General features: G+C 72.2%; 18 protein-coding genes. 4 read left to right on the top strand and 14 right to left on the bottom strand.

Annotated elements, in window-relative coordinates; translation table 11 throughout:
• Nucleotides 1–22: 22 nt before the first annotated feature.
• Nucleotides 23–1,276: a styrene monooxygenase/indole monooxygenase family protein gene (locus tag O1Q96_RS37785; RefSeq protein ID WP_269252407.1), complete on the top strand. Its 1,254-nt coding sequence runs from the start codon at nucleotides 23–25 to the stop codon at nucleotides 1,274–1,276.
• 49 nt (nucleotides 1,277–1,325) lie between these two features.
• On the opposite strand, the gene O1Q96_RS37780 is transcribed toward O1Q96_RS37785, so the two are convergent.
• From O1Q96_RS37780 to O1Q96_RS37765, 4 genes are all read right to left on the bottom strand, one after another.
• Nucleotides 1,326–2,555 (bottom strand): NlpC/P60 family protein, encoded by a 1,230-nt coding sequence (locus tag O1Q96_RS37780; protein ID WP_269252406.1) that lies wholly within the window; start codon nucleotides 2,553–2,555, stop codon nucleotides 1,326–1,328.
• 121 nt (nucleotides 2,556–2,676) lie between these two features.
• A complete protein-coding gene (locus O1Q96_RS37775) occupies nucleotides 2,677–3,009 on the bottom strand; it encodes a hypothetical protein (RefSeq protein WP_269252405.1) in 333 nt (110 codons plus the stop codon).
• A gap of 49 nt (nucleotides 3,010–3,058) precedes the next feature.
• On the bottom strand, nucleotides 3,059–3,784 hold the full coding sequence (locus tag O1Q96_RS37770) for a TetR/AcrR family transcriptional regulator (protein ID WP_269252404.1): 726 nt from the start codon (nucleotides 3,782–3,784) through the stop codon (nucleotides 3,059–3,061).
• A 107-nt stretch (nucleotides 3,785–3,891) separates the two neighbouring features.
• A complete protein-coding gene (locus O1Q96_RS37765) occupies nucleotides 3,892–4,830 on the bottom strand; it encodes an AurF N-oxygenase family protein (protein WP_269252403.1) in 939 nt (312 codons plus the stop codon).
• 149 nt (nucleotides 4,831–4,979) lie between these two features.
• Between O1Q96_RS37765 and O1Q96_RS37760 the strand changes: the two genes are divergently transcribed.
• Complete coding sequence (locus O1Q96_RS37760; protein WP_269252402.1) at nucleotides 4,980–6,086, top strand: ferritin-like domain-containing protein; 1,107 nt, start codon at nucleotides 4,980–4,982, stop codon at nucleotides 6,084–6,086.
• 31 nt (nucleotides 6,087–6,117) lie between these two features.
• Here O1Q96_RS37760 and O1Q96_RS37755 read toward each other — a convergent pair whose 3' ends face one another.
• From O1Q96_RS37755 to O1Q96_RS37725, 7 genes are all read right to left on the bottom strand, one after another.
• Complete coding sequence (locus O1Q96_RS37755) at nucleotides 6,118–6,675, bottom strand: DUF3291 domain-containing protein (RefSeq protein ID WP_269252401.1); 558 nt, start codon at nucleotides 6,673–6,675, stop codon at nucleotides 6,118–6,120.
• Nucleotides 6,676–6,719: 44 nt separating this feature from the next.
• Entirely contained in the window at nucleotides 6,720–8,177 is a 1,458-nt protein-coding gene (locus O1Q96_RS37750; protein ID WP_269252400.1) for a penicillin-binding transpeptidase domain-containing protein, read from the bottom strand.
• 17 nt (nucleotides 8,178–8,194) lie between these two features.
• Nucleotides 8,195–9,568: an FtsW/RodA/SpoVE family cell cycle protein gene (locus tag O1Q96_RS37745; RefSeq protein ID WP_269252399.1), complete on the bottom strand. Its 1,374-nt coding sequence runs from the start codon at nucleotides 9,566–9,568 to the stop codon at nucleotides 8,195–8,197.
• A gap of 104 nt (nucleotides 9,569–9,672) precedes the next feature.
• Nucleotides 9,673–10,032, bottom strand: a complete 360-nt coding sequence (locus O1Q96_RS37740; RefSeq protein ID WP_269252398.1) for an SH3 domain-containing protein — start codon at nucleotides 10,030–10,032, stop codon at nucleotides 9,673–9,675.
• A gap of 318 nt (nucleotides 10,033–10,350) precedes the next feature.
• Nucleotides 10,351–11,592: an ATP-binding protein gene (locus O1Q96_RS37735; protein ID WP_269253883.1), complete on the bottom strand. Its 1,242-nt coding sequence runs from the start codon at nucleotides 11,590–11,592 to the stop codon at nucleotides 10,351–10,353.
• Nucleotides 11,593–11,693: 101 nt separating this feature from the next.
• Nucleotides 11,694–12,446, bottom strand: a complete 753-nt coding sequence (locus tag O1Q96_RS37730) for a hypothetical protein (protein ID WP_269252397.1) — start codon at nucleotides 12,444–12,446, stop codon at nucleotides 11,694–11,696.
• Between the two features lie 109 nt (nucleotides 12,447–12,555).
• Nucleotides 12,556–13,062 carry a protein-tyrosine phosphatase family protein gene (locus O1Q96_RS37725; RefSeq protein ID WP_269252396.1) on the bottom strand — a complete coding sequence of 169 codons (507 nt, stop codon included), beginning with the start codon at nucleotides 13,060–13,062 and terminating at the stop codon, nucleotides 12,556–12,558.
• A 90-nt stretch (nucleotides 13,063–13,152) separates the two neighbouring features.
• On the opposite strand from O1Q96_RS37725, the gene O1Q96_RS37720 reads away from it, so the two are divergent.
• A complete protein-coding gene (locus tag O1Q96_RS37720) occupies nucleotides 13,153–13,956 on the top strand; it encodes a nuclease-related domain-containing protein (protein ID WP_269252395.1) in 804 nt (267 codons plus the stop codon).
• Nucleotides 13,957–13,982: 26 nt separating this feature from the next.
• Here O1Q96_RS37720 and O1Q96_RS37715 read toward each other — a convergent pair whose 3' ends face one another.
• The gene (locus O1Q96_RS37715; RefSeq protein WP_269252394.1) at nucleotides 13,983–15,284 is read right to left on the bottom strand and encodes a vanadium-dependent haloperoxidase; all 1,302 of its coding nucleotides are present in this window, start codon (nucleotides 15,282–15,284) and stop codon (nucleotides 13,983–13,985) included.
• Nucleotides 15,285–15,396: 112 nt separating this feature from the next.
• On the bottom strand, nucleotides 15,397–16,278 hold the full coding sequence (ligD, locus tag O1Q96_RS37710; RefSeq protein WP_269252393.1) for a non-homologous end-joining DNA ligase: 882 nt from the start codon (nucleotides 16,276–16,278) through the stop codon (nucleotides 15,397–15,399).
• A gap of 90 nt (nucleotides 16,279–16,368) precedes the next feature.
• Here ligD and ku point away from each other — a divergent pair, with 90 nt between their 5' ends.
• Nucleotides 16,369–17,466: a non-homologous end joining protein Ku gene (gene ku, locus O1Q96_RS37705; RefSeq protein WP_483409987.1), complete on the top strand. Its 1,098-nt coding sequence runs from the start codon at nucleotides 16,369–16,371 to the stop codon at nucleotides 17,464–17,466.
• Between the two features lie 182 nt (nucleotides 17,467–17,648).
• On the opposite strand, the gene O1Q96_RS37700 is transcribed toward ku, so the two are convergent.
• Nucleotides 17,649–18,605 (bottom strand): AraC-like ligand-binding domain-containing protein, encoded by a 957-nt coding sequence (locus O1Q96_RS37700; protein WP_269252391.1) that lies wholly within the window; start codon nucleotides 18,603–18,605, stop codon nucleotides 17,649–17,651.
• Nucleotides 18,606–18,826 lie beyond the last annotated feature (221 nt).

Genomic DNA, 18,826 nt, shown 5'->3' with positions numbered 1-18,826 from the left:
CGTACGCAGAGTGAGGACCAGCATGCGGAAGATACTCGTCGTCGGAGCCGGCCAGTCCGGACTCCAGCTCGCCCTCGGACTCCAGTCGAACGGGTACGAGGTCACCCTGATGTCCAACCGGACGGCGGACGAGATCCGTACCGGCCGCGTCATGTCCACCCAGTGCATGTTCCACACGGCACTGCAGCACGAGCGCGAACTCCAGCTGAACTTCTGGGAGTCCCAGGCCCCGAAGATCGAAGGGCTCGGCGTCTCGGTCGCGGTCCCCGGCTCGCACGACCCGGGGCCGACCCAGCGTGCGATCGACTGGGTGGGCAGACTCGACGGGTACGCACAGTCGGTCGACCAGCGCGTGAAGATGGCCGGCTGGATGGAGACGTTCGCGCAGCGGGGCGGCCAGCTCGTCATCCACGGCGCCGCGGTCTCCGACCTCGACTTCTTCGCCCGCACGTACGACCTGGTCCTCGTCTCGGCGGGCAAGGGCGAGCTGGTCTCGATGTTCGGCCGCGACGCCGCACGCTCCCCGTACACGGAACCCCAGCGCGCGCTGGCCGTCGCGTACGTCCACGGGCTCGGCCCGCGCCCCGAGCACCCGGACCACGACGCGGTCCGCTGCAACCTCGTCCCCGGTGTCGGCGAACTGTTCATCATGCCCACGTTCACCACCTCCGGCCGGGCGGACATCCTCTTCTGGGAGGGCATACCCGGCGGCCCGCTGGACGTCTTCCAGGGTGTCAAGGACCCGGCCGAGCACCTCTCCCTGACCCTGGAACTCATGGAGCGGTTCACGCCGTGGGAGTACGCGAGGGCCACCAAGGTCGAGCTCACGGACGCGGGCGGCACGCTGGCCGGACGTTACGCGCCCACCGTCCGCAACCCGGTCGGCCGGCTGCCCGGCGGCGGCCTGGTCCTCGGTGTCGCCGACGTCGTCGTGGCGAACGACCCGATCACCGGGCAGGGCTCCAACTCGGCGTCGAAGTGCGCGGCCTCGTATCTCGGCTCGATCCTCGCCCACGAGGACAAGGAGTTCGACGAGACGTGGATGCGGGGAACGTTCGAGCGGTACTGGGACACGGCCCAGCACGTCACCAAGTGGACGAACGCGATGCTCGGCGCCCCGCCGGAGCACGTCCTCAACCTGATCGGCGCGGCGGGCCGGCTCCCCCCGGTGGCTGATCGTTTCGCCAACGGGTTCAACGACCCCTCGGACTTCGAGAACTTCTTCTACGAGCCCGAGAAGACGGGGGCGTACCTGGCCTCCGTGGCGGGCGGCTGAGGACCGGCTCCCGGTGTGTGGCGGGGCTCGGCCGGGGCCACACGTCCCCTCACGGGGCGCTGTAGCCCTCGTCCGAGCCGTCCCGGGCGCCCTCGGGGAGCTTCGGCGGCGCGTACTGGCGCAGGGGCTCCTCGTCCGGGTCCGGTCGCACCGCACCCAGTACGGGATTGGCCGCGATCGGCGAGACCTTGATCCGCGCGCCCGGTCTCGGGGCCTGCACGACCAATCCGTCGCCCAGGTACATCGCCACGTGAGTGGCCTCCGGGAAGTAGACCACCAGGTCGCCGGGGCGCAGTTCGTCCAGCTCGACGCGGGGCAGTCGGGCCCACTGCTCCTGGCTGGTGCGGGGGATGGTGCGGCCCGCGCTGTCCCACGCCTGTGACGTGAGCCCCGAGCAGTCGTACGCGTCGGGGCCCTCGGCGCCCCACTCGTACGGTTTGCCGATCTGCTCCACGGCGTAGCGCAGGGCCTCGTCGCCCTGCCGGGAGGGCCTGCGCGTGCTGCTGAGCGCGCCGGACGCCACCAGCTCGTCCTGCGCCTCGGCCACGTCGGCCTCCTCCAGCTCGGCCACCCGCGCCAGCTGCTCGGCGGTCAGTGAGGCGAGCAGCTCCTCCACGTCCTCCAGCCGCTTCCGTACGAGGTCGCGGTCCTTCTTCCGCCGTTCGGTCAGGGTGAGTTGGCCGTCCAGGGCGGCGCGGGCCCGGCGTGCCAGCTCGTCGGTCCTCCGCTCGCTCCCCGCCAGCCGCTCGACCGTCCCGGCACGCTCCTGCGAGACCTGCCGGATCACCTGCCCCTGGTCGAGCGCGTGCTGCGGATCACGGGCGAGCAGCAGCCGGACGTACGAGGAGATCTCGCTCGTGCCCTGGTACTGCTGGCGGGCGAGCCGTCCGGCGGCGCCGCGGCTGTCCTGGAGGGAGAGCCGGGCCGCCGCGAGTCCTGCGTTGAGCTTCGCGACCTCGGCCCGCCGCCGCTTCAGCTCCTCCTCGGTCCTGTTGTACGCCTCGGTGGCCTCCTCGGCCTCCCGGTACAGCCGCTGCAGTTCGGTCAGCAACTCGGCCACCGACCGCCCGCCTTCGGCCGTCGACCCCCCGCCTTCGGGTGCGGGACCGTCGCCCGGCTCAGGAGCGGCGTCGTCGCCGGGCTCCGGCACGGCACTGCGGGCGGGGTCGGGTGCGAGGCTCTCGCCGGGACCGGGCACGGCCGAGGCCGGTACGGGCACGAGGACCGCGCCGGCCGCGATCGCCGCCGTACAGACCAGCCGCAGAAGCCTTCCTGACACGTCATCACCTCCGGTGCGGGGCGGCCCTTCCGCTCCTCCGCACCGCGAGCATCAGACGCCCGCGCGACCCGCGCGCGCCGACCGTGGGCGGTTCGGCCCAACAAGGTCACTCGTCGGAGTCCTACGGCTTGCCGTCCGGCGTGGCGTCCGGCCCGCCGCCCGCCTCGGTGCCAGGCCCGGGCTCCGGTGCCGGGTCCGGCTTGGACCACGGCCACCTGAGCCTGCCGCTCCCGCCCGTGGGGTCGTACTCGTACTTCCACCCCTGGTGCAGGCCCAGCCGCCTGCTCGCGCCCGCCTGCACGCGGCGGTAGACGAGGACCGTGGGCGGGCCGCCCGCGCCGTCCGGCACCGGGACCCGGTACACCTTCGGCGGGTGCCCGGTCGGGCCGAGCAGGATCGGCAGCACACGGCCGTCCAGGGGGCCGCCCTCGAAGGGGGTCTCTTCGCTCTTCACGGAGTCAGTGTCACAAACGACGGACCGGCCGGCGGCACAGGCCGTGCCGTCACAGCAGGTGCGCGGCGTCGCCCACCAGGGGCAGGACGCTGCGGGCCAGCGAACCCATGGGGCCGTCCGCGGACTCCAGCGCCAGCGCGGCCCGTACGACGTCCGCGGTCTGGGCGTCACGGGCGGCGGTCGCCACCAGGCACGCCACGAACTGCTCGACGAGCCAGTCGCGCAGCTCGTCCAGCGCGGGCTCCTTCTCCTCGTCCAGCCAGATCAGCGAGGCGGCCTCCACGGCCGTGATCCACATCCGGACGGTCATCCGCAGCCGGGGCCCCGGCTCCTCGGTGTCCAGATGGCTCAGGATGTGCTCGGCGGCGGCCCGTCGTACGCCGTCCACGATGGCCGTGGTCCTCGACGTCTCGACCACGCTGCCGCCCTGCAGCAGAGCGCTGAACCCGGCGTCGTGCTGGTCGACGAAGGCGAGGTAGCGGTCCAGCGCGTTGGAGAGCCGCCGGGTGAGCGGGCCGTCCGGCGGCTCCGCGAAGCACTGCTCCAGCTCCTCCGCGGCCGACCGCAGCGCGGCCTCGTACAACTGCTGCTTGCCGCCGGGGAAGTACCGGTACACCAGCGGTCGTGAGACGCCCGCCGCCTCCGCCACGTCGTCGAGGGAGACGTCCTCCGGTGCCCGCACCGCGAACAACGACAGCGCCGCGTCGAGAAGCTGACTGCGTCGCTCCTCGACACTGAGCCGCCGGTACGCGCGTGTGGGGGCCTCCGAGGTCATGCCTCGCAGCGTAACCCGGCCCGGGGGGTGCGCGGTGGGGTGGGAGTTCGCCGGGGGCCGGGGGCCGGTGGGCGGGTGCGGGCGGTGGGGGCTGGGTGCGCGGTGCTTCAGGCCAGCAGGCCCGACGACTTCCACAGGCGGCGGCCGGGGCCCCGCAGGACTCCGATGTCGTCCAGGAAGTCCGTCAGGCGCTTCGCGCCGGTCTGCATGATCTCCCGGCGGTGGCCGCTCGCCTTCACCTGCGCCATGGCCTCACGCCTGTCCAGGCCGATGTTGGTGTAGACGTCGGGATTGACGAAGGCGACCGAGAAGACGCGGGCGAACTCGCCGGAGGTGACCCGGGTGAACTCCTGCGACCAGCGCGGCGCGGTCACCATCTGGCGGCGCAGTTCCTCCCGCGCGTACCGGACGTGCCGGGCCTCCTCCACCACATGGATCCGCGTCACGCCGCGGACCAGGGTCTGCACCCGCTCGTCCGGGAACGTGAGCCGCTGCATCCAGTCGAGCACCTCCTCGCCCAGCAGCGTGGCCGTGAACGAACCGGGGGTCGTGGACACCGTCTTGAAGAAACGGCCCAGGTTCTGGTGCGCCCGGCTCACCGGGTAGTGGGGCGTCCCGCCCCGGCTGATCAGCCGGGCGAACATCTTCGAGTGCCGGCACTCGTCCTCGATCTCGGTCAGCGCGTACCGCACGTGTGCGCTCGTCGCCGCCTTGTCGTAGATGTGCCGTACCAGCAGCTGCATCAGGATGATCTCGAACCAGATCCCCAGCGAGGCCAGTGCCGCGGCCTCGTGCTGGGACAGCAGGATCCGCTGGTCCTCCGGCATCCGCTTCCACAGCGGTGTGTCGTAGAGCGACACGAGCTCCGGTGGCCAGAACCACTTGCCGTCCTCGAAGGGCGCGTCCCAGTCCAGCTCCTTGTCCGGGTCGAAGGAGTGCTTCGCGGAGGAGTCGAGCAGCCGCTGGGCCACCTGCTCCCGGTCCTTGAGCAGGCCGAGGGCGTCACGCAGCCCCTCGATGGCGCTGTCCTCCGTCACGGTCGTCATGGCTGTGCCCACCTCGTCGTACCTCGTCGTACCGAAAATCCACGGAGTTACCGCCGGTCACGTCTTATGAGACTGCTTGTCAGCAAGCTCGTCAATCCCTTCCGCGCAACTTGTTGACCCGTCGTCTACTACGTAGGAGCCTGCGAGACATGCCGACCTACGACCTGTACGCCATGGACCCCGGAGCTCCCCTCTGGCAGGTGCCCGCGACCGGCGCGGCACGCTTCAGCTGGGAGTACGACGAAGGGCGCGCCCGCCTCCTCGCCCTCTACCAGAAGGGCAAGGACAAGCAGTGGGACGGCCGGAAACGGATCGCCTGGGACCTGGAGGTGGACCCCTGCGATCCTCTCGGCACCCCCGACGAGTCGCTGTCGGTCTACGGCACCCCGTACTGGGCCAGGATGAACGACCGCGACAAGGGCGAACTCCGCAAGCACTACGCCTCGTGGCAGTTCAGCCAGTTCCTGCACGGCGAGCAGGGCGCCATGGTCTGCGCGGCCCGCATCGTCGAGTCGGTGCCCGACCTGGACGCCAAGCTCTACTCGGCGACCCAGACGATGGACGAGGCGCGCCACGCGGAGATCTACGGCCGCTTCCTCCACGAGAAGATCGGGATGCTCTACCCGGTCAACGACAACCTGCAGTCGCTGCTCGGCGACACCCTGCGCGACTCCCGCTGGGACATGCCGTACCTCGGCATGCAGGTCCTCATCGAAGGGCTGGCCCTCGCCGCGTTCGGCATGATCAGGGACACCACCGACAAGCCACTGCCCAAGCAGATCCTCGCGTACGTCATGCAGGACGAGGCGCGGCACGTCGCCTTCGGCCGCATGGCGCTGCGCGACTACTACCAGCAGCTCTCCGACGCCGAACTGCGCGAACGCGAGGAGTTCGTCATCGAGGGCTGCTACCTGATGCGGGACCGCCTGCGCGGGGTCGAGGTCCTGGAGAACTTCGGCATCCCGACGGCCGAGGCCGAGGAGTACAGCGAGCGGTCCGAATTCCTCGCCCTCTTCCGCCGGTTGCTGTTCTCCCGCATCGTCCCCTGCGTCAAGGACATCGGCCTGTGGGGCAAGCGCCTCCAGCAGGCCTACGTCGACATGGGCGTCTTCGACATGGGCAACTCCAACCTCGACCTCCTCATGGCCCAGGACGAGGAACTCGCCGAGAAGCTCGACGCGGAACGCTTCGCGGCGGAGGAACAGGCACGGGTCGCGGAGGTGGGCGAGGCGATCCGGGCAGGAGCGGAGTCCTGAGAGCCGCCGCGGCCCGGTGCCGCGACAGGTGTCAGACCGGGCACTCCAGCCCGGGGAGCGTGCGGGCCGCCCCCGCGGCCTGCGGCGGGGCGTCGGCCGACAGCGGGATCCCGGTGGGCAGCGCCTCGCCCGGGCCGGGCGGGAACGACGTCCGCAGTGTGAAGGCGTACGCCGTGGCCCCGTGCGCCCGCAGGTGCAGCAGCCGCTCCTCCGCCTCGGCCACCGTCGGCCGGTGCCCGGCCGGCACCCACCACAGGGCGGTCATCGCCTCCCGGATCCGCTCGAACCACTCGTTGCGCCGGGCGAGGAGCTCCCGGTGCTGCCCCTGGTACATGAAGGCGGTGAGGGCGTTGGTGTCCCGCCACACCGTCAGATTGATGATCAGCCAGTCGTCGCCGAAGACCGACACGTCCGTCGCGTTGCCTTCGTCGCTCTGCAGCCGCCAGACGAATCCGTCGGCGGCGTCGGCGACCGCGTTCACCGGGTCGAGGGCGTCGACGAAGTCCTTCAACTGCGGGGAGTCCAGCGGGGCTTGGAGTCGCGAGATGTTCACCTGGGCGAGTTCGTACGCGGCCTTGGGCTGAGTCATGACCGAACGTTAGGTCGGGCGGTGGGCGAGGCGCCACCCCCGTCTCACCGGTCGAGCACGGCCTTCATCACGGCCCGGGCGACCGGCGCCGCGTCCCCGCCGCCGCTGATGCCGCCCCGGTCGGCAGCCGACCCCTCGACGACCACCGCGACCGCCACCGCCGGCTCCATGGAGTCCTCGGCCCGGGCCCAGGAGATGAACCAGGCGTAGGGCGTACCGGAGTTGTGGACGCCGTGCTGGGCCGTGCCGGACTTGCCGCCGACCGTGGCACCGGGAATGGCGGCGTTCGTGCCGGTGCCCTCCCGCACCACGTCGGTCATCATCTCGCGCAGCCGGACCGCCGTGGCGGGGCTCATGGCCTGCCGGAGGGTGCGCTGCCCGGTGGTGGACACCGTGTCGCCGTCGCCCGTGGTCGTCCGCTCCACCAGGTGCGGCGTACGGACCGAGCCGTGGTTCGCGACGGCCGCGGCGACCATCGCCATCTGCAGGGGCGTGGCACGGGTGTTGTACTGGCCGATGGAGGAGAGTGCGAGCTGTGCGTCGTCCACCCGGGTGTCGAAGGTGCTGGGGGAGACCCGGAACGGAATCCCCAGCTTCCGGTCGTTGAAGCCGAACTCGGCGGCCTTCGACCGCATCGCGGCCAGACCCACCTCCACACCGAGTCCGGCGAAGACCGTGTTGCACGACCACTCGAAGGCATAGCGCAGTGACGCGTTCGCGCAGCCCTCCACCTCGTTCGTCAGCCGCACCGAACTGCCCGGCAGCCGGTACGGGTCCGGCGAGTCGGTGGGCGCGTCCACATCGCGCACCACGCCCGCGTCGAGGGCCGCCGCGGCCGTGACCACCTTGAAGGTCGAGCCCGGCGGATACGTCTGCCGCACCGCCCGGTTGAGCATCGGCCGGTCCGCCGCGCCGTTCAGCCGCGCCCACGCCCGGCCCACCTCCGCGTCCGTCCCGGAGAGCTCACCCGGGTCGTAGGAGGGAGTGGAGACCAGCGCCAGGATCCGCCCGGTGGACGGTTCGAGCGCGGCCACCGCGCCCCGCCGGGAGCCGAGTCCGGCGTACGCCGCCCGCTGCGCCGCCGGATCGAGCGTCGTGACCACGTGGCCGCCGGGGCTGCGAGCCCGGGTGAAGTCGTTCCACAGCGGGATCGGCGTGAGCGACGGATCGGTGCCCGCCAGGACCCCGTCCGCGGCACCCTCCAGGAAGGCCGTCCCGTACACCTGCGAGGCGAAGCCGGTGACCGGCGCGTACAACGGGCCGTCCCGGTAGGTCCGTTCGAAGCGGAACTGCTCCCCGGAGTCCCTGGAGCCGGTGACGGCCCTGCCGCCGACGAGGATGTCGCCGCGCGGCTGGCCGTAGCGGGCGATCGTGTGGCGGCGGTTGGCCGGACTCTCGTCGTACGTGCGGGCCTGGACGATCTGGAGGCGGGCGGCGTTCACCAGGAGGGCGAGCAGGAGGAGCGCGCAGAAGGCGGCGGCGTGGCGGATGTACCTGGTCATCGGGCGGCCGTTCCCCGTCATGGCGCTGCCTTCCTGTCGTGCCGCTCCTCCTCGGACCGGCCGCGTGCCGAATCGCTGAGGCGGATCAGCAGGGCCACGATGATCCAGTTGGTGACGACGGAGGAGCCGCCCTGCGCGAGGAACGGCATCGCCATCCCGGTCAGCGGGATCAGCCCCGTCACGCCGCCCGCGATCACGAAGACCTGGAGCGCGACGATCGAGGCGAGCCCGACCGCGAGCAGCCTTCCGAAGGGATCGCGGACGGCGAGGCCCGCCCGCAGTCCGCGCTCGACCAGCAGTCCGTACAGCAGGAAGATCGCGGAGAGGCCGGCCAGGCCCAGCTCCTCGCCAGCCGTGGCCAGGATGAAGTCCGACTTGACGGCGAAGCCGATGAGGGTGGAGTGGCCGAGGCCGAGTCCGGTGCCGAGGAAACCGCCGGCGGCGAACGCGTAGAGGGACTGGACGAGTTGGTTCGGGCCGAGGCCCGCCTCGACCGACGCGAACGGATGCAGCCAGTCCTCGACCCTGCTGTGCACGTGCGGCTCCAGCCAGCCGACGGCGAAGGCCCCGCACGCGGCCAGCAGCAGCCCCACCGCGATCCAGCCGGTGCGGCCCGTGGCGACGTACAGCAGGATCACGAAGAGGCCGAAGAAGAGCAGGGACGTGCCGAGGTCCCGCTCGAGGACCAGCACGCCGACGCTGAGCAGCCAGACCGCGACGATCGGGCCGAGCACGCGCCCGGTGGGCAGTTGGAGCAGCCAGATACGACGGCCCGTGTACGCGAGGGCGTTGCGGTTGGCGGCGAGGTAGCCGGCGAAGAACACCGCGAGCAGGACCTTCGCGAACTCGCCCGGCTGGATGGAGAATCCGGCGACCCTGATCCAGATCCGGGCGCCGTTCACCGAGGGGAAGAAGATCGGCAGCACCAGGAGGACGAGCGCGGTCACGACGGACACGTACGTGTAGCGCTGGAGCACCCGGTGGTCGCGCAGGAGCACCACCACCGCGATGAACAGGCCCACGCCCAGCGTCGACCAGACGAGCTGGGTGGGCGCCGCCCGGTCGGCCGGGGTCTCCAGGTCGAGCCGGTGGATGAGGACCAGGCCCAGGCCGTTGAGGAGAACGGCGATCGGCAGCAGCAGTGGATCGGCGCAGGGGGCGCGCAGGCGCACCGCGAGATGCGCGAGGAGTGCTAGCACGCCCAGCCCGGCGCCGTAGCCGGCGGCGCCGGGCGGGACGGATCCGGTCCTGGCGAGGCCGACGTCGCAGTAGCCGTACACGGAGAGCAGGACGGCCACGACGATGAGGGTGAACTCGATGCCACGGCGCCGGGGGAGGGGTACGACGGGGGCCGGCGGGTCGGCCTGCGCTGTCGTTCCGGGCGAGAGCATGTCCGGAAGTTAGCAAGCCGGTCGCCCGATGTCCTGTTATGTCGCGACAATCGGGCCGTTCCGGTGCTCCTTGCGGGCCGGAGGCCGGTCTCCCCGGGGGGCCCTCAGCACCAGCGGGGCACCGGGCCGATGTTGTCGATGAAGCGGGCCGTTCCCCAGGCCCAGGTGCCGTCCGCGAGGAGGTACCACAGGTGGTTGCCCTTGACGTTCTCGCCGGGCGTCTTGCAGAAGATGGAGACGACCTTGCCGTAGTGCGCGAAGCCGATGACGGCGCTGCCGCGGGTCGGCTTGTCGCGCAGGTTCAGTCCGCCGGGCGCGGTGACGCGGCCCTTGTAGAACTTGGGGTGGTGACCGTCGTGGTGGCCCCAGTCGTCACCGGCGAGGGCGGGGCTCGCGGCGCCGACGACGAGAGCGCCGCCGGCGGCGGCTATGCCGAGGCGGGTGAGAGCGGTACGCAGGGACATGGCGGGCTCCTCCGGAAATGGGGGACAGAGCTGACTAATCGCCACATTAGGAGCGCTCTTCGGTGCGCGCCCGCCACGCTGAGCCATCGGGGCGGCGGGGCGGGCGGAGCCGGTGGCGTCCCCGGACCGGCGCCTGTCCCGGCCGCGGCGGGTCTCGGAGCCCGGCCGTCCCGAGGCCTCCGGGCACGCGGCGGCCGCGCGACGAGCCACGACGCACCCCGCGACGAGCCACCCCGCGACCGGCGGACGGGTCCAGGAATCAGACGGGTCCAGGAAGCAGGCCGGTCCAGGAGCAGAGGGGCCTAGCAGCAGACGGGCCTAGGAAGCGGTCAGCGTCAGCGTGGCCACCGCGCCGCCGTCCGGCGCGTTCGTGAAGACGAGGCGCGCGCCCAGTACCTCCGACTGGCCCAGTGCGATCGTCAGACCGAGCCCGTGCCCCTTGGAGCCGCCCTCCGTGCGGAACCGCTGCGGCCCGTGCTCCAGAAGGTAGGGCGGATAGCCGTCGCCGTGGTCCCGCACCGTGATGACGGGCCCGTCGACCGTCAGTGCCACCGGCGCCCGCCCGTGCTTGTGCGCGTTGGCCACGAGATTGCCCAGCACCCGCTCCAGACGGCGCCGGTCGGTCTCCACGACCGCGTCCCGCAGGACTCTGACCTCGGTGCCGGTGTCCGCGTCCGCGTCCGTGCCGGTGCCGGTGCCCGCGTCCGTGCCTGTACCCGTGGCCGGGCCGGTGCCCGACGCCCGGACCACCCGCTCGGCCACCGGCCCGAGCCGTACGGCGTCCACCTCCAGCCGCTCGCTGCGCGCGTCGAGCCGGGAGATCTCCAGCAGGTCCTCGGTGAGTGTGCGCAGGGCGGCGACCCGGTCCCGCACCAGCTCGGTGGGACGGCCCGGCGGCAGCAGTTCGGCGGCCGCGTGCAGTCCCGTCAGCGGGGTCCGCAGCTCGTGCGCCACGTCCGCGGTGAAGCGCTGCTCGCTCAGCAGTTTGCCCTGCAGCGAGGACGCCATCGTGTCCAGCGCGCCCGCGACCGCGGCCACCTCGTCCTGCGGGCTCGTCGGGTCCCCGGCCCGCGGATCCCGTACCCGCGCGTCCAGGTCGCCGGCGCTGATCCGCCGTGCCACCTGGGCCGTCCCGTGCAGCCGCCGCGTCACGCGCGTCACCGCGAACGCGCCCACGAGCAGCGTCACACCGATGGCCAGCGCCGAGGAGCCGAGGATCGCCCGGTCCAGGCCGTCGATCGTGCGGGCGCCCTGCGCGTAGTCGACCCGCACGGCGAGCGTCCGGCCGTCGCTCGCGGGGCCGGCCGCCCACATCGTCGGCCGCGGGTCGTCGTCGCCGACCATCGTGCCGCGGTCCCCGGCCTCGGCGAGCGTCCGCAGTTCGGCGGGCAGCCCCGGCAGGTCGACACCCGCGCCCGGCGGCAGCCGGTCACCCGCCTCGAACGCCTCCGCGGTCCGGGTCAGCCGGTCGAGCGCCTGCGTGCGGGCCTCGCCGACGGTCTGGTCGGTCACCGAGACGTGCACGAGGATGCCGAGGAGCGCGGCGAGGCCGCAGCACATCACCGTGATGAACACGGCGGCCTTCCAGGTGAGGCTGGCGGTCCGGTGCCGCAGCCGCCGCGCGCGGTCCGGCCGGGGGCGCGGACCGGCCTGAGGGCGGCTCACCGGGCGTCGGCCGAGGGGCTCGCGGACGGGGTGCGCGCGGGTGCGCGGCCGGACGGCGGGGCCGTCGCCCCCACTCGCAGGATCTCGTCCTTGGCCGCGAGCATCGCCTTCTGGCGGCGGTCCCACGACCAGACCGTGCGGTACTCGTAGCCCGCCAGCTTCGACGGCGACCGGATGATCACGTCACGGCCGGCGATCTCGACGCCGAGGGTGCTGTCCGTCGTCGCCATGACCTCCGTCAGCGTGTGACCGATGACGGTGTACGTGCGCACGCCCAGCTGGTTGTCCGGCATCCGCACCCCGAGCACCATGTCGTCCCGGCCGTCGCCGGTGAGATCGCGGTAGTACGCCCGCAGGAGAGGGCACGCCCGGCCGCGCTCGCCCTTCCTGCCGCAGGCCGCGACCCGCCGGGCCGTCTGCGCGTAGGGCGCCTTGTCGCCGGTGTAGAGATCCGGATGGGCGGCGATCTCCGCACGGAAGACGGCGACCGGGTCGGCCTTCCGGATGTCGTCGCCCGGAGCCGTGACGCCCTTGACCGTCTCCGTGTCCGCCTCCCCGTAGTCGAGGGCGGGCGAGGTGGCGGGCGGGACCTCCGGCCACAGCCGCGCCGGGCCCACGGCGGTGGACGTCGGGCCCGCGCCGCGCAGACCGCCGGCGTCGCCGCAGCCCGCCAGCAGCAGGCCGGCGAGAGGCAGCACGAGGGTGGCGCGCGCGAGACCGCGGACGCCCGCGGGGCGGTTGTGGATCACTGCGCTCCTGTCGGGGCCGGCCCGCAGGGGCGAGATCGGCGTTGATGTTGCGGACACCTTATTCGTACGGAAGTCCTTTTTGTTCGCGGGGCGGAGGGGGCACCCGGCGTTATTCGGCGAGTTCCTCCAGGAGCCGGGCCGTGGCCAGCCCCGTCCGCAGGTACTCCACGAAGAGCTTGTTGTGCAGGGCCCACGGTGAGCGGCGGGAGCGGATCAGACGGATCGCGTCGTCGGCCGTGCGCCCCGCGCCGACCAGGACGTGGGCGACCAGCAGCCCCGAGCGGTTGTAGCCGTGGTAACAGCGCACCAGGACGCGCCGGCCGTCGTCGAGCGCCTCCTCCGCGGTCCGGGCGAGCCGTATCACGCCCGCCAGCTGGGTGCCGTCCAGCGGGCCGTCCGGGATGGGCCACACATGGTGTTCCACACCGGGGTCGGGGCCGTGGCCGGGTAGTCGCAGCAGGGTCAGAACCAGGTCGAACTCGTCACGTACGACGGCGAACTCCGGCGATCCCGTCCGGCCCGTGTACTCGTGACCGCCCATCCACAGGCCGGGCACGATCTCGCTCCACGGGCTGTCCGGGGCCGGCGCGTCGGGTCGCTTCCTGCTGTCCCGCAACGGCGCCTCCCCCTCAACTCCTCCCAAAGGTAACCGCCTTCTTGCCCCTGGAGCACCCCGCCTGTTCCCATGGTCGTGGGGTGATGGTGCATGAACGGACTGCGCGTCATACCGGCCTGGCGGCACGGCCAGGAGCGGCTGTACGTCCGCCTCGCGGACGGCAGGAACATCGCCTGGTACGACAGGGAGGCGGGCCGGGTCAACCTGCTCGGCGAGGAGCGGCGCGACGACGTGCTCGAGGCGCTCGGACCCTTCCTGACCGGCGCGGTGACGGTCGGGCCGCCACCCGTGCCTACCCCGGCGGAGCTCGCGCGGCTGTCCCTGCACCCGGACGACGACCTCGCGCCGAACCGGCCCGGGGAGGCGCTGCAGATCGCGCTCGACCGTGAGCCGGCCGCCCCACGGCGTCTGCGGCCCGATCCGCGGAGGCGGGCTCTGATCGCGGAGCAGGCGGTGGGAGAGGCCCTGGACCGGCTGGAGGGGGCGGGCTGGCACACCCTGCATTCGGTGCCGCTCCCCGGCGGTGACCGCATCCACCATCTCGTCATCGGCCCCGGCGGACTCTTCTGCGTCCGCACCCTCTATGCCCGCAAGCAGCGCGTCCTCGTGGCCGATCCGATCGTCACGGTCGGCCGCCGGGAGCCCTATCCACTGCTCCGCGCGGTCCGCGCCGACGCCGACCGGGCCTCGTACGCCCTGACCGCGGAGGTCCGCCCGGTCCTGGCGGTCTTCGGCCCGTCCGCCCTCGAGGTCACCGCCCCGCTGCGGGAGGCCCGTGCCCTGACCGACACGGACCTCCCGACCCTGGCCCGCCTCGGCGGGACCCTGAAGCCCGCGGACGTCGAGGCACTGCACGCGATGGCACGCGACCGGAACACGTGGACGAGGGTGTGAGCCCCGCGGTCGCCCGCGGGGCGTGATCAGCGCAGCGGCTTGAAGTAGTGGTCGAGTGCGAAGTCGCCGATGCGGTGACCGACGCGGCTGCCGACGACGTCCGCGGTGCGGAAGTGGATTCCGCTCCAGACCCGGGCGTTGATCACGTCACGGTCGAAGTCGGCCGACCTCGTGTACGTCCGGGTGGTGCCCGTCACCGCGGACGAGACGCGCAGGTCGATGTCACCGCCGGTCAGCCGGTCCAGTACGGCCATGACGGCCCCGTCGTTGGCGCAGTGGCCGCCCATGTACTCCGGGTACGGGGGAGTGTTGAGCAGGGGCTCCCAGGACCGGTCGGCCCGGGTGGCGGGGTTGCCGTCCGTGTCGGCGAGCCGGATCGCGTGGACCGGGCGCCACAGGGCGTAGGTGAACTTGGAGTTCCAGGTGGTGATCGTCGCGTCGGCCGACGCGGTGTTGGCGGCGGCGAACAGCCGGGCCGCCTCGACGATGTCCAGTCCGTTCCGCGCGGCGTGGTCGCGGTAGGCCGCCTGGAGCTGCTGTGGCAGCGGGTCGGAGAAGAAGCGCGCGGTCTCGGTCTGCCAGGCCGTCCGCCGCGTGCTGTTCTTCGAGCCCGTCGCCTTCACCTCGGCGAAGTCCCGGGCGTACTTCTTCGACGTCAGCGCGGGCGGCGGCCCGGGCATGAACCGGTCCGGCGAGTCGAAGAGCATCGGCCGCAGCTTGCCGAGCCACGGGTTCGTGAAAGGCCGGTGGCCGGGCGGGGCCGGGCGCCAGACACCGGGGGCGGGCTTCCTGTCGTACGTCACCCGGGCGTCGCGCCCGTCGTTCTCGCGCAGTTCGATGAGCCGGGCGGCCGCGCGCTCCCCGAAGCGGACGCCCCGGGCCTCGGCCCTTCCGTCCGGGACCTTCGCCAGTGAGGAGCCGAAGGCGGTCTCGATCCGCTGCTTCGAGGCCGGGAAGTACGTCAGCAGGACCCGGCGCGCGGCGGCCGCGGCGGCGGCTTCGGAGGAGGCGTCACGGGGACCGCGTTCGCGCCACTTGTACGGGGTGTAGCGGCCTTCGATGCCGACGACCGCGTTGTAGACGGCGGCCGAGACGAAGCCGTACCAGAGGAACGGCTCGGCCGTCGGGCGTCCGGCGTCCACGCTGACCACGGCGGCGGCGGTCTCGCTCCAGTCGTTGATCACCTGAGCGTTCGGGACGTGGTCCGAGGCCCGGTCGGGGGCGCCCGTGGAGGCCGGGGCGGCCGTGGGCAGCGCGCCGAGGGCGAGAGCCGTCAGCCCGACGACCAGTGTGCGGCGGACGGCACGGGAGGGTGGTGCTGCTCGCATGGTGCTCCTTTGTGATGAGGTGCCCCCCTCGTCTGTGGTGGGGCCCCCCGTCCGTTGCGAGGTGCCCCTCGTCCGGTCGGCCGGACGCGCTCGGGAAATCGTCCGGTCGTGCTCAGGGCAGCGAGCCGGCCTGGCGGGCGTCGAACAGCGGGGCCAGCAGGTCGCCGTGGTCCCGCAGCCGGGGCGCGATGTCCGGGGCCAGGAAGGTCAGTTGGCGGGCGGTCCGGCACTGCTCGACCTCGGCCCACGTCACCGGTGCCGACACCGTCGGCTCCGCCCGTGCCCGCAGGGTGTAGGGGGCCGCGGTCGTCTTCCGTGCCGCGTTCTGGCTCCAGTCGACGAAGACCTTGCCCGGGCGCAGGCTGCGCGTCATCCGGTGCACGACGAGCCGCGGCATCGCCCTCTCCGCCTCCACCGCGAGCGTCTTGGCGTACTCCGTCGTCCGGTCGGAGGGCGTCGGACGCAGCGCCGCCAGCAGATGCAGCCCCTTCGACCCCGAGGTCTTGGCGTACGCCTCGATCCCGTCCGACGCCAGCCGGCCCCGTAGCCACAGCGCGGCCTCGCAGCACTCGACGACCGTCGCGGGCGGCCCCGGGTCGAGGTCGAAGACCAGCCGGTCGGCGTCGCCCGGTGCGTCGATCAGCCACTGGGGCGTGTGGAACTCGGTGACGAGGTTCGTCGCCCAGACGAGGCTCGCGAGGTCCTGGACCAGGACCATGCGGGCGGGGCCCTCCGACCGTGGCACCTCCGCCGTGGTGACCCACTCGGGTGTACCCGGCGGCACGTTCTTGGCGAAGAAGACCTGGCCGTCGGGTCCGTCCGGGTAGCGCAGGAAGGAGAGCGGCCGGTCGCGCAGATGGGGGAGCAGGGCGTCGGCGGTCGTCGCGTAGTAGTGCAGCACCTCGCCCTTGGTGAAGCCGGTCGCGGGATGGATGACCTTCTCCAGATTGCTCAGCGCGAGCCTTCGCCCCTCCACCTCGGTGATCGGCGTCATACGATGACAATTCCACACAATTTAAAAAAATCATTGGAAAACGTCATCAGGTATCAATAATGGTCGGCAACCGAGTGGAAGGTGCTGCACGTGCGATCCATCTGGAACGGCGCCATCTCCTTCGGGCTGGTCAGCATCCCGATCAAACTGGTGAACGCCACGGAGAACCACTCGATCTCCTTCCGGCAGATCCACACCGAGGACGGCGGCCGCATCCGCTACCGCAAGGTGTGCGAGATGGAGGAGCGCGAGGTGACGGCGTCGGAGATCGGCAAGGGGTACGAGGACGCGGACGGCACGATCATCCCGATCACGGACGAGGACCTGGCCTCCCTGCCGATCCCGACCGCCCGGACGATCGAGATCGTGGCCTTCGTGCCGGCCGACCGGATCGACCCGCTCCAGATGGACACGGCGTACTACCTGGCGGCGAACGGGGTACCGGCGGCAAAGCCGTACACCCTGCTGCGGGAGGCGTTGAAACGCAGCCGGAAGGTCGCCATCGCGAAGTTCGCCCTGCGCGGGCGGGAGCGGCTCGGCATGCTGCGGGTCGTCGACGACGTCATCGCCATGCACGGCCTGCTGTGGCCGGACGAGATCCGGACGCCCGAAAGCGTCGCCCCGGACGCGAGCGTCACGGTCCGCGACAAGGAACTCGATCTGGCCGACGCCCTGATGGACACCCTCGGCGAGGTCGACCTCGCCGAACTCCACGACGACTACCGCGAGGCGGTGGAGGAGATGATCGCGGCGAAGGCCTCCGGCGGGACGGCGCCCTCCGCGCCCTCCACCGAGAAGTCCGGCGGCAAGGTCATCGACCTGATGTCGGCCCTGGAGAACAGCGTGCGGCAGGCGCGCGTCGCGCGGGGCGAGGACTCCGCCGACGCCGGACCGGACTCCGGATCAGACGCTGAATCCGGCTCCGACGCCGAGGTGAAGCCCCTCCGCAAGGGGGCGGCCCGGAAGTCCTCCCGGGCCGCCCCGAAGCCGCCCTCGGGGAAGAAACCGGCGTCCGCGGCGAAGAAGGCGGCCGCCAAGAAGACGACCGCGGGGGCACCGGCGAAGAAGGCCTCGGCCAAGAAGACTCCGGCCAAGTCGGCGGCCGGGGCCGACGCGAAGAAGGCTGCGGCGAAGAAGACGTCGGGCGGGGCGAAGAAGACTGCGGCACGGAAGAGGGCGTCGGCCTGAACCGGGGCAGGGCCGGGGGCCCTGCCCCGGTTCAGGCCGACGCCCGCGCCTCCGGGGTGTCGTCCGTCGGCTGGGGGTCTCGTGTGGCTGGGCGCGCAGTTCCCCGCGCCCCTTCGGGGCGCCCTCCTTGGGGTGCCCGCCTCGCTCGCGGGGCGGTGGCTACCCGGCGGCCCGGGCGGGCGTCAGCGTGTCCCCTGTCGCATCTCCCGGGGGCTCACCCCGAAGCGCTGCTTGAACGCCGTGCTGAGCGCGCTCGCGGAGGAGAAGCCAGAGGCGTACGCGAGGTCGGTGATCGTCATGTGCTCGCACTCGCCGCACCGGAGCCGGTCCCGGACCACACGCAGCCTTTCCTCGCGGATCAGCTCGCGAGGAGTGGTGCCCGCGCGCTGGAGGGCCAGCTGGATCTGACGCAGGGACCAGCCGAGGGACCGCGCCATGGAGGTACCGGTCAGACCGGGATCCGCCGCGTGCTCGCGCACATGGCGGCGCACCACCGCCTCGACCTCCGTCAGATGGCCGGGCGCGTCCGGCCGGTCGTCGCCGACGGCGAGCATGCACAGCAACTCGACCACGCGCTCGGAGACCGCGTTGAACTGCGGGTCGGTGAGCGTCTCGCGCTCCTCGTGCAGGTCGTTCAGCATGGAACCGACCACGCGCCCCAGCCCCCTGCCCAGATCCAGCGCGGCGCCCAGCGGGGACTTCCGGTGCAGCGGGCCGTCCAGCTCACGGGCCGGGATGGTGAAGATGAACGCCCGGGTGGACGCGTCCTGCACGCACTCGAAGGGCGCCCCGAAGGTCAGCAGCGTGCCGTGCCCCGGTGTCAGCCGCGCCTCCCGGCCGTCCTGCCGCAGCACGATCTCCCCGGTGAGGGGGAGCAGCAGCCGGTAGTCCTCGTCGGGGGCCTGGCGCACCTGGTGCGGTGTCCTGCTGTACTCGATCTCGTCCGACCGGAACTTGACCAGCTGGTAGACGTCGGTGCACTGACGGACCGTCTCCCCGCGGAAGTTGTCCGTATGCGTGTATCTGTAGCCCATCCGGGACTGGACCGACGCGATGTGCTCGCTCCAGAAGTCGGTCCGCTCCAGCGGATCCACCTCACCGGTCGTCTGCGACTCCACGACGTAGGTTCCCGCGGGCAATGTGCTTCCTCCGCCCAGAGTGCCCCGGCCGTTCCCGGCAGCCCTGCTCAACCGGCTTTCTGGACACGGCAGTTACGGGCAGTAAGCGTAGTACAGACGTTCCGTTTCCGTGGCTCGGAGCGAAAGGTGAAGTGGATCGCACACGGACGTGTGCCCGAAGGGGCGGGTGCGGCGGTCGGCGCGCAGGGTCGCGCGTGGTGCGTCTGAGGGCAACTTCCTTG

The organism is Streptomyces aurantiacus (assembly GCF_027107535.1).
GTDB lineage: Bacteria > Actinomycetota > Actinomycetes > Streptomycetales > Streptomycetaceae > Streptomyces.
This window is presented reverse-complemented; position numbering and strand designations above follow the sequence as displayed.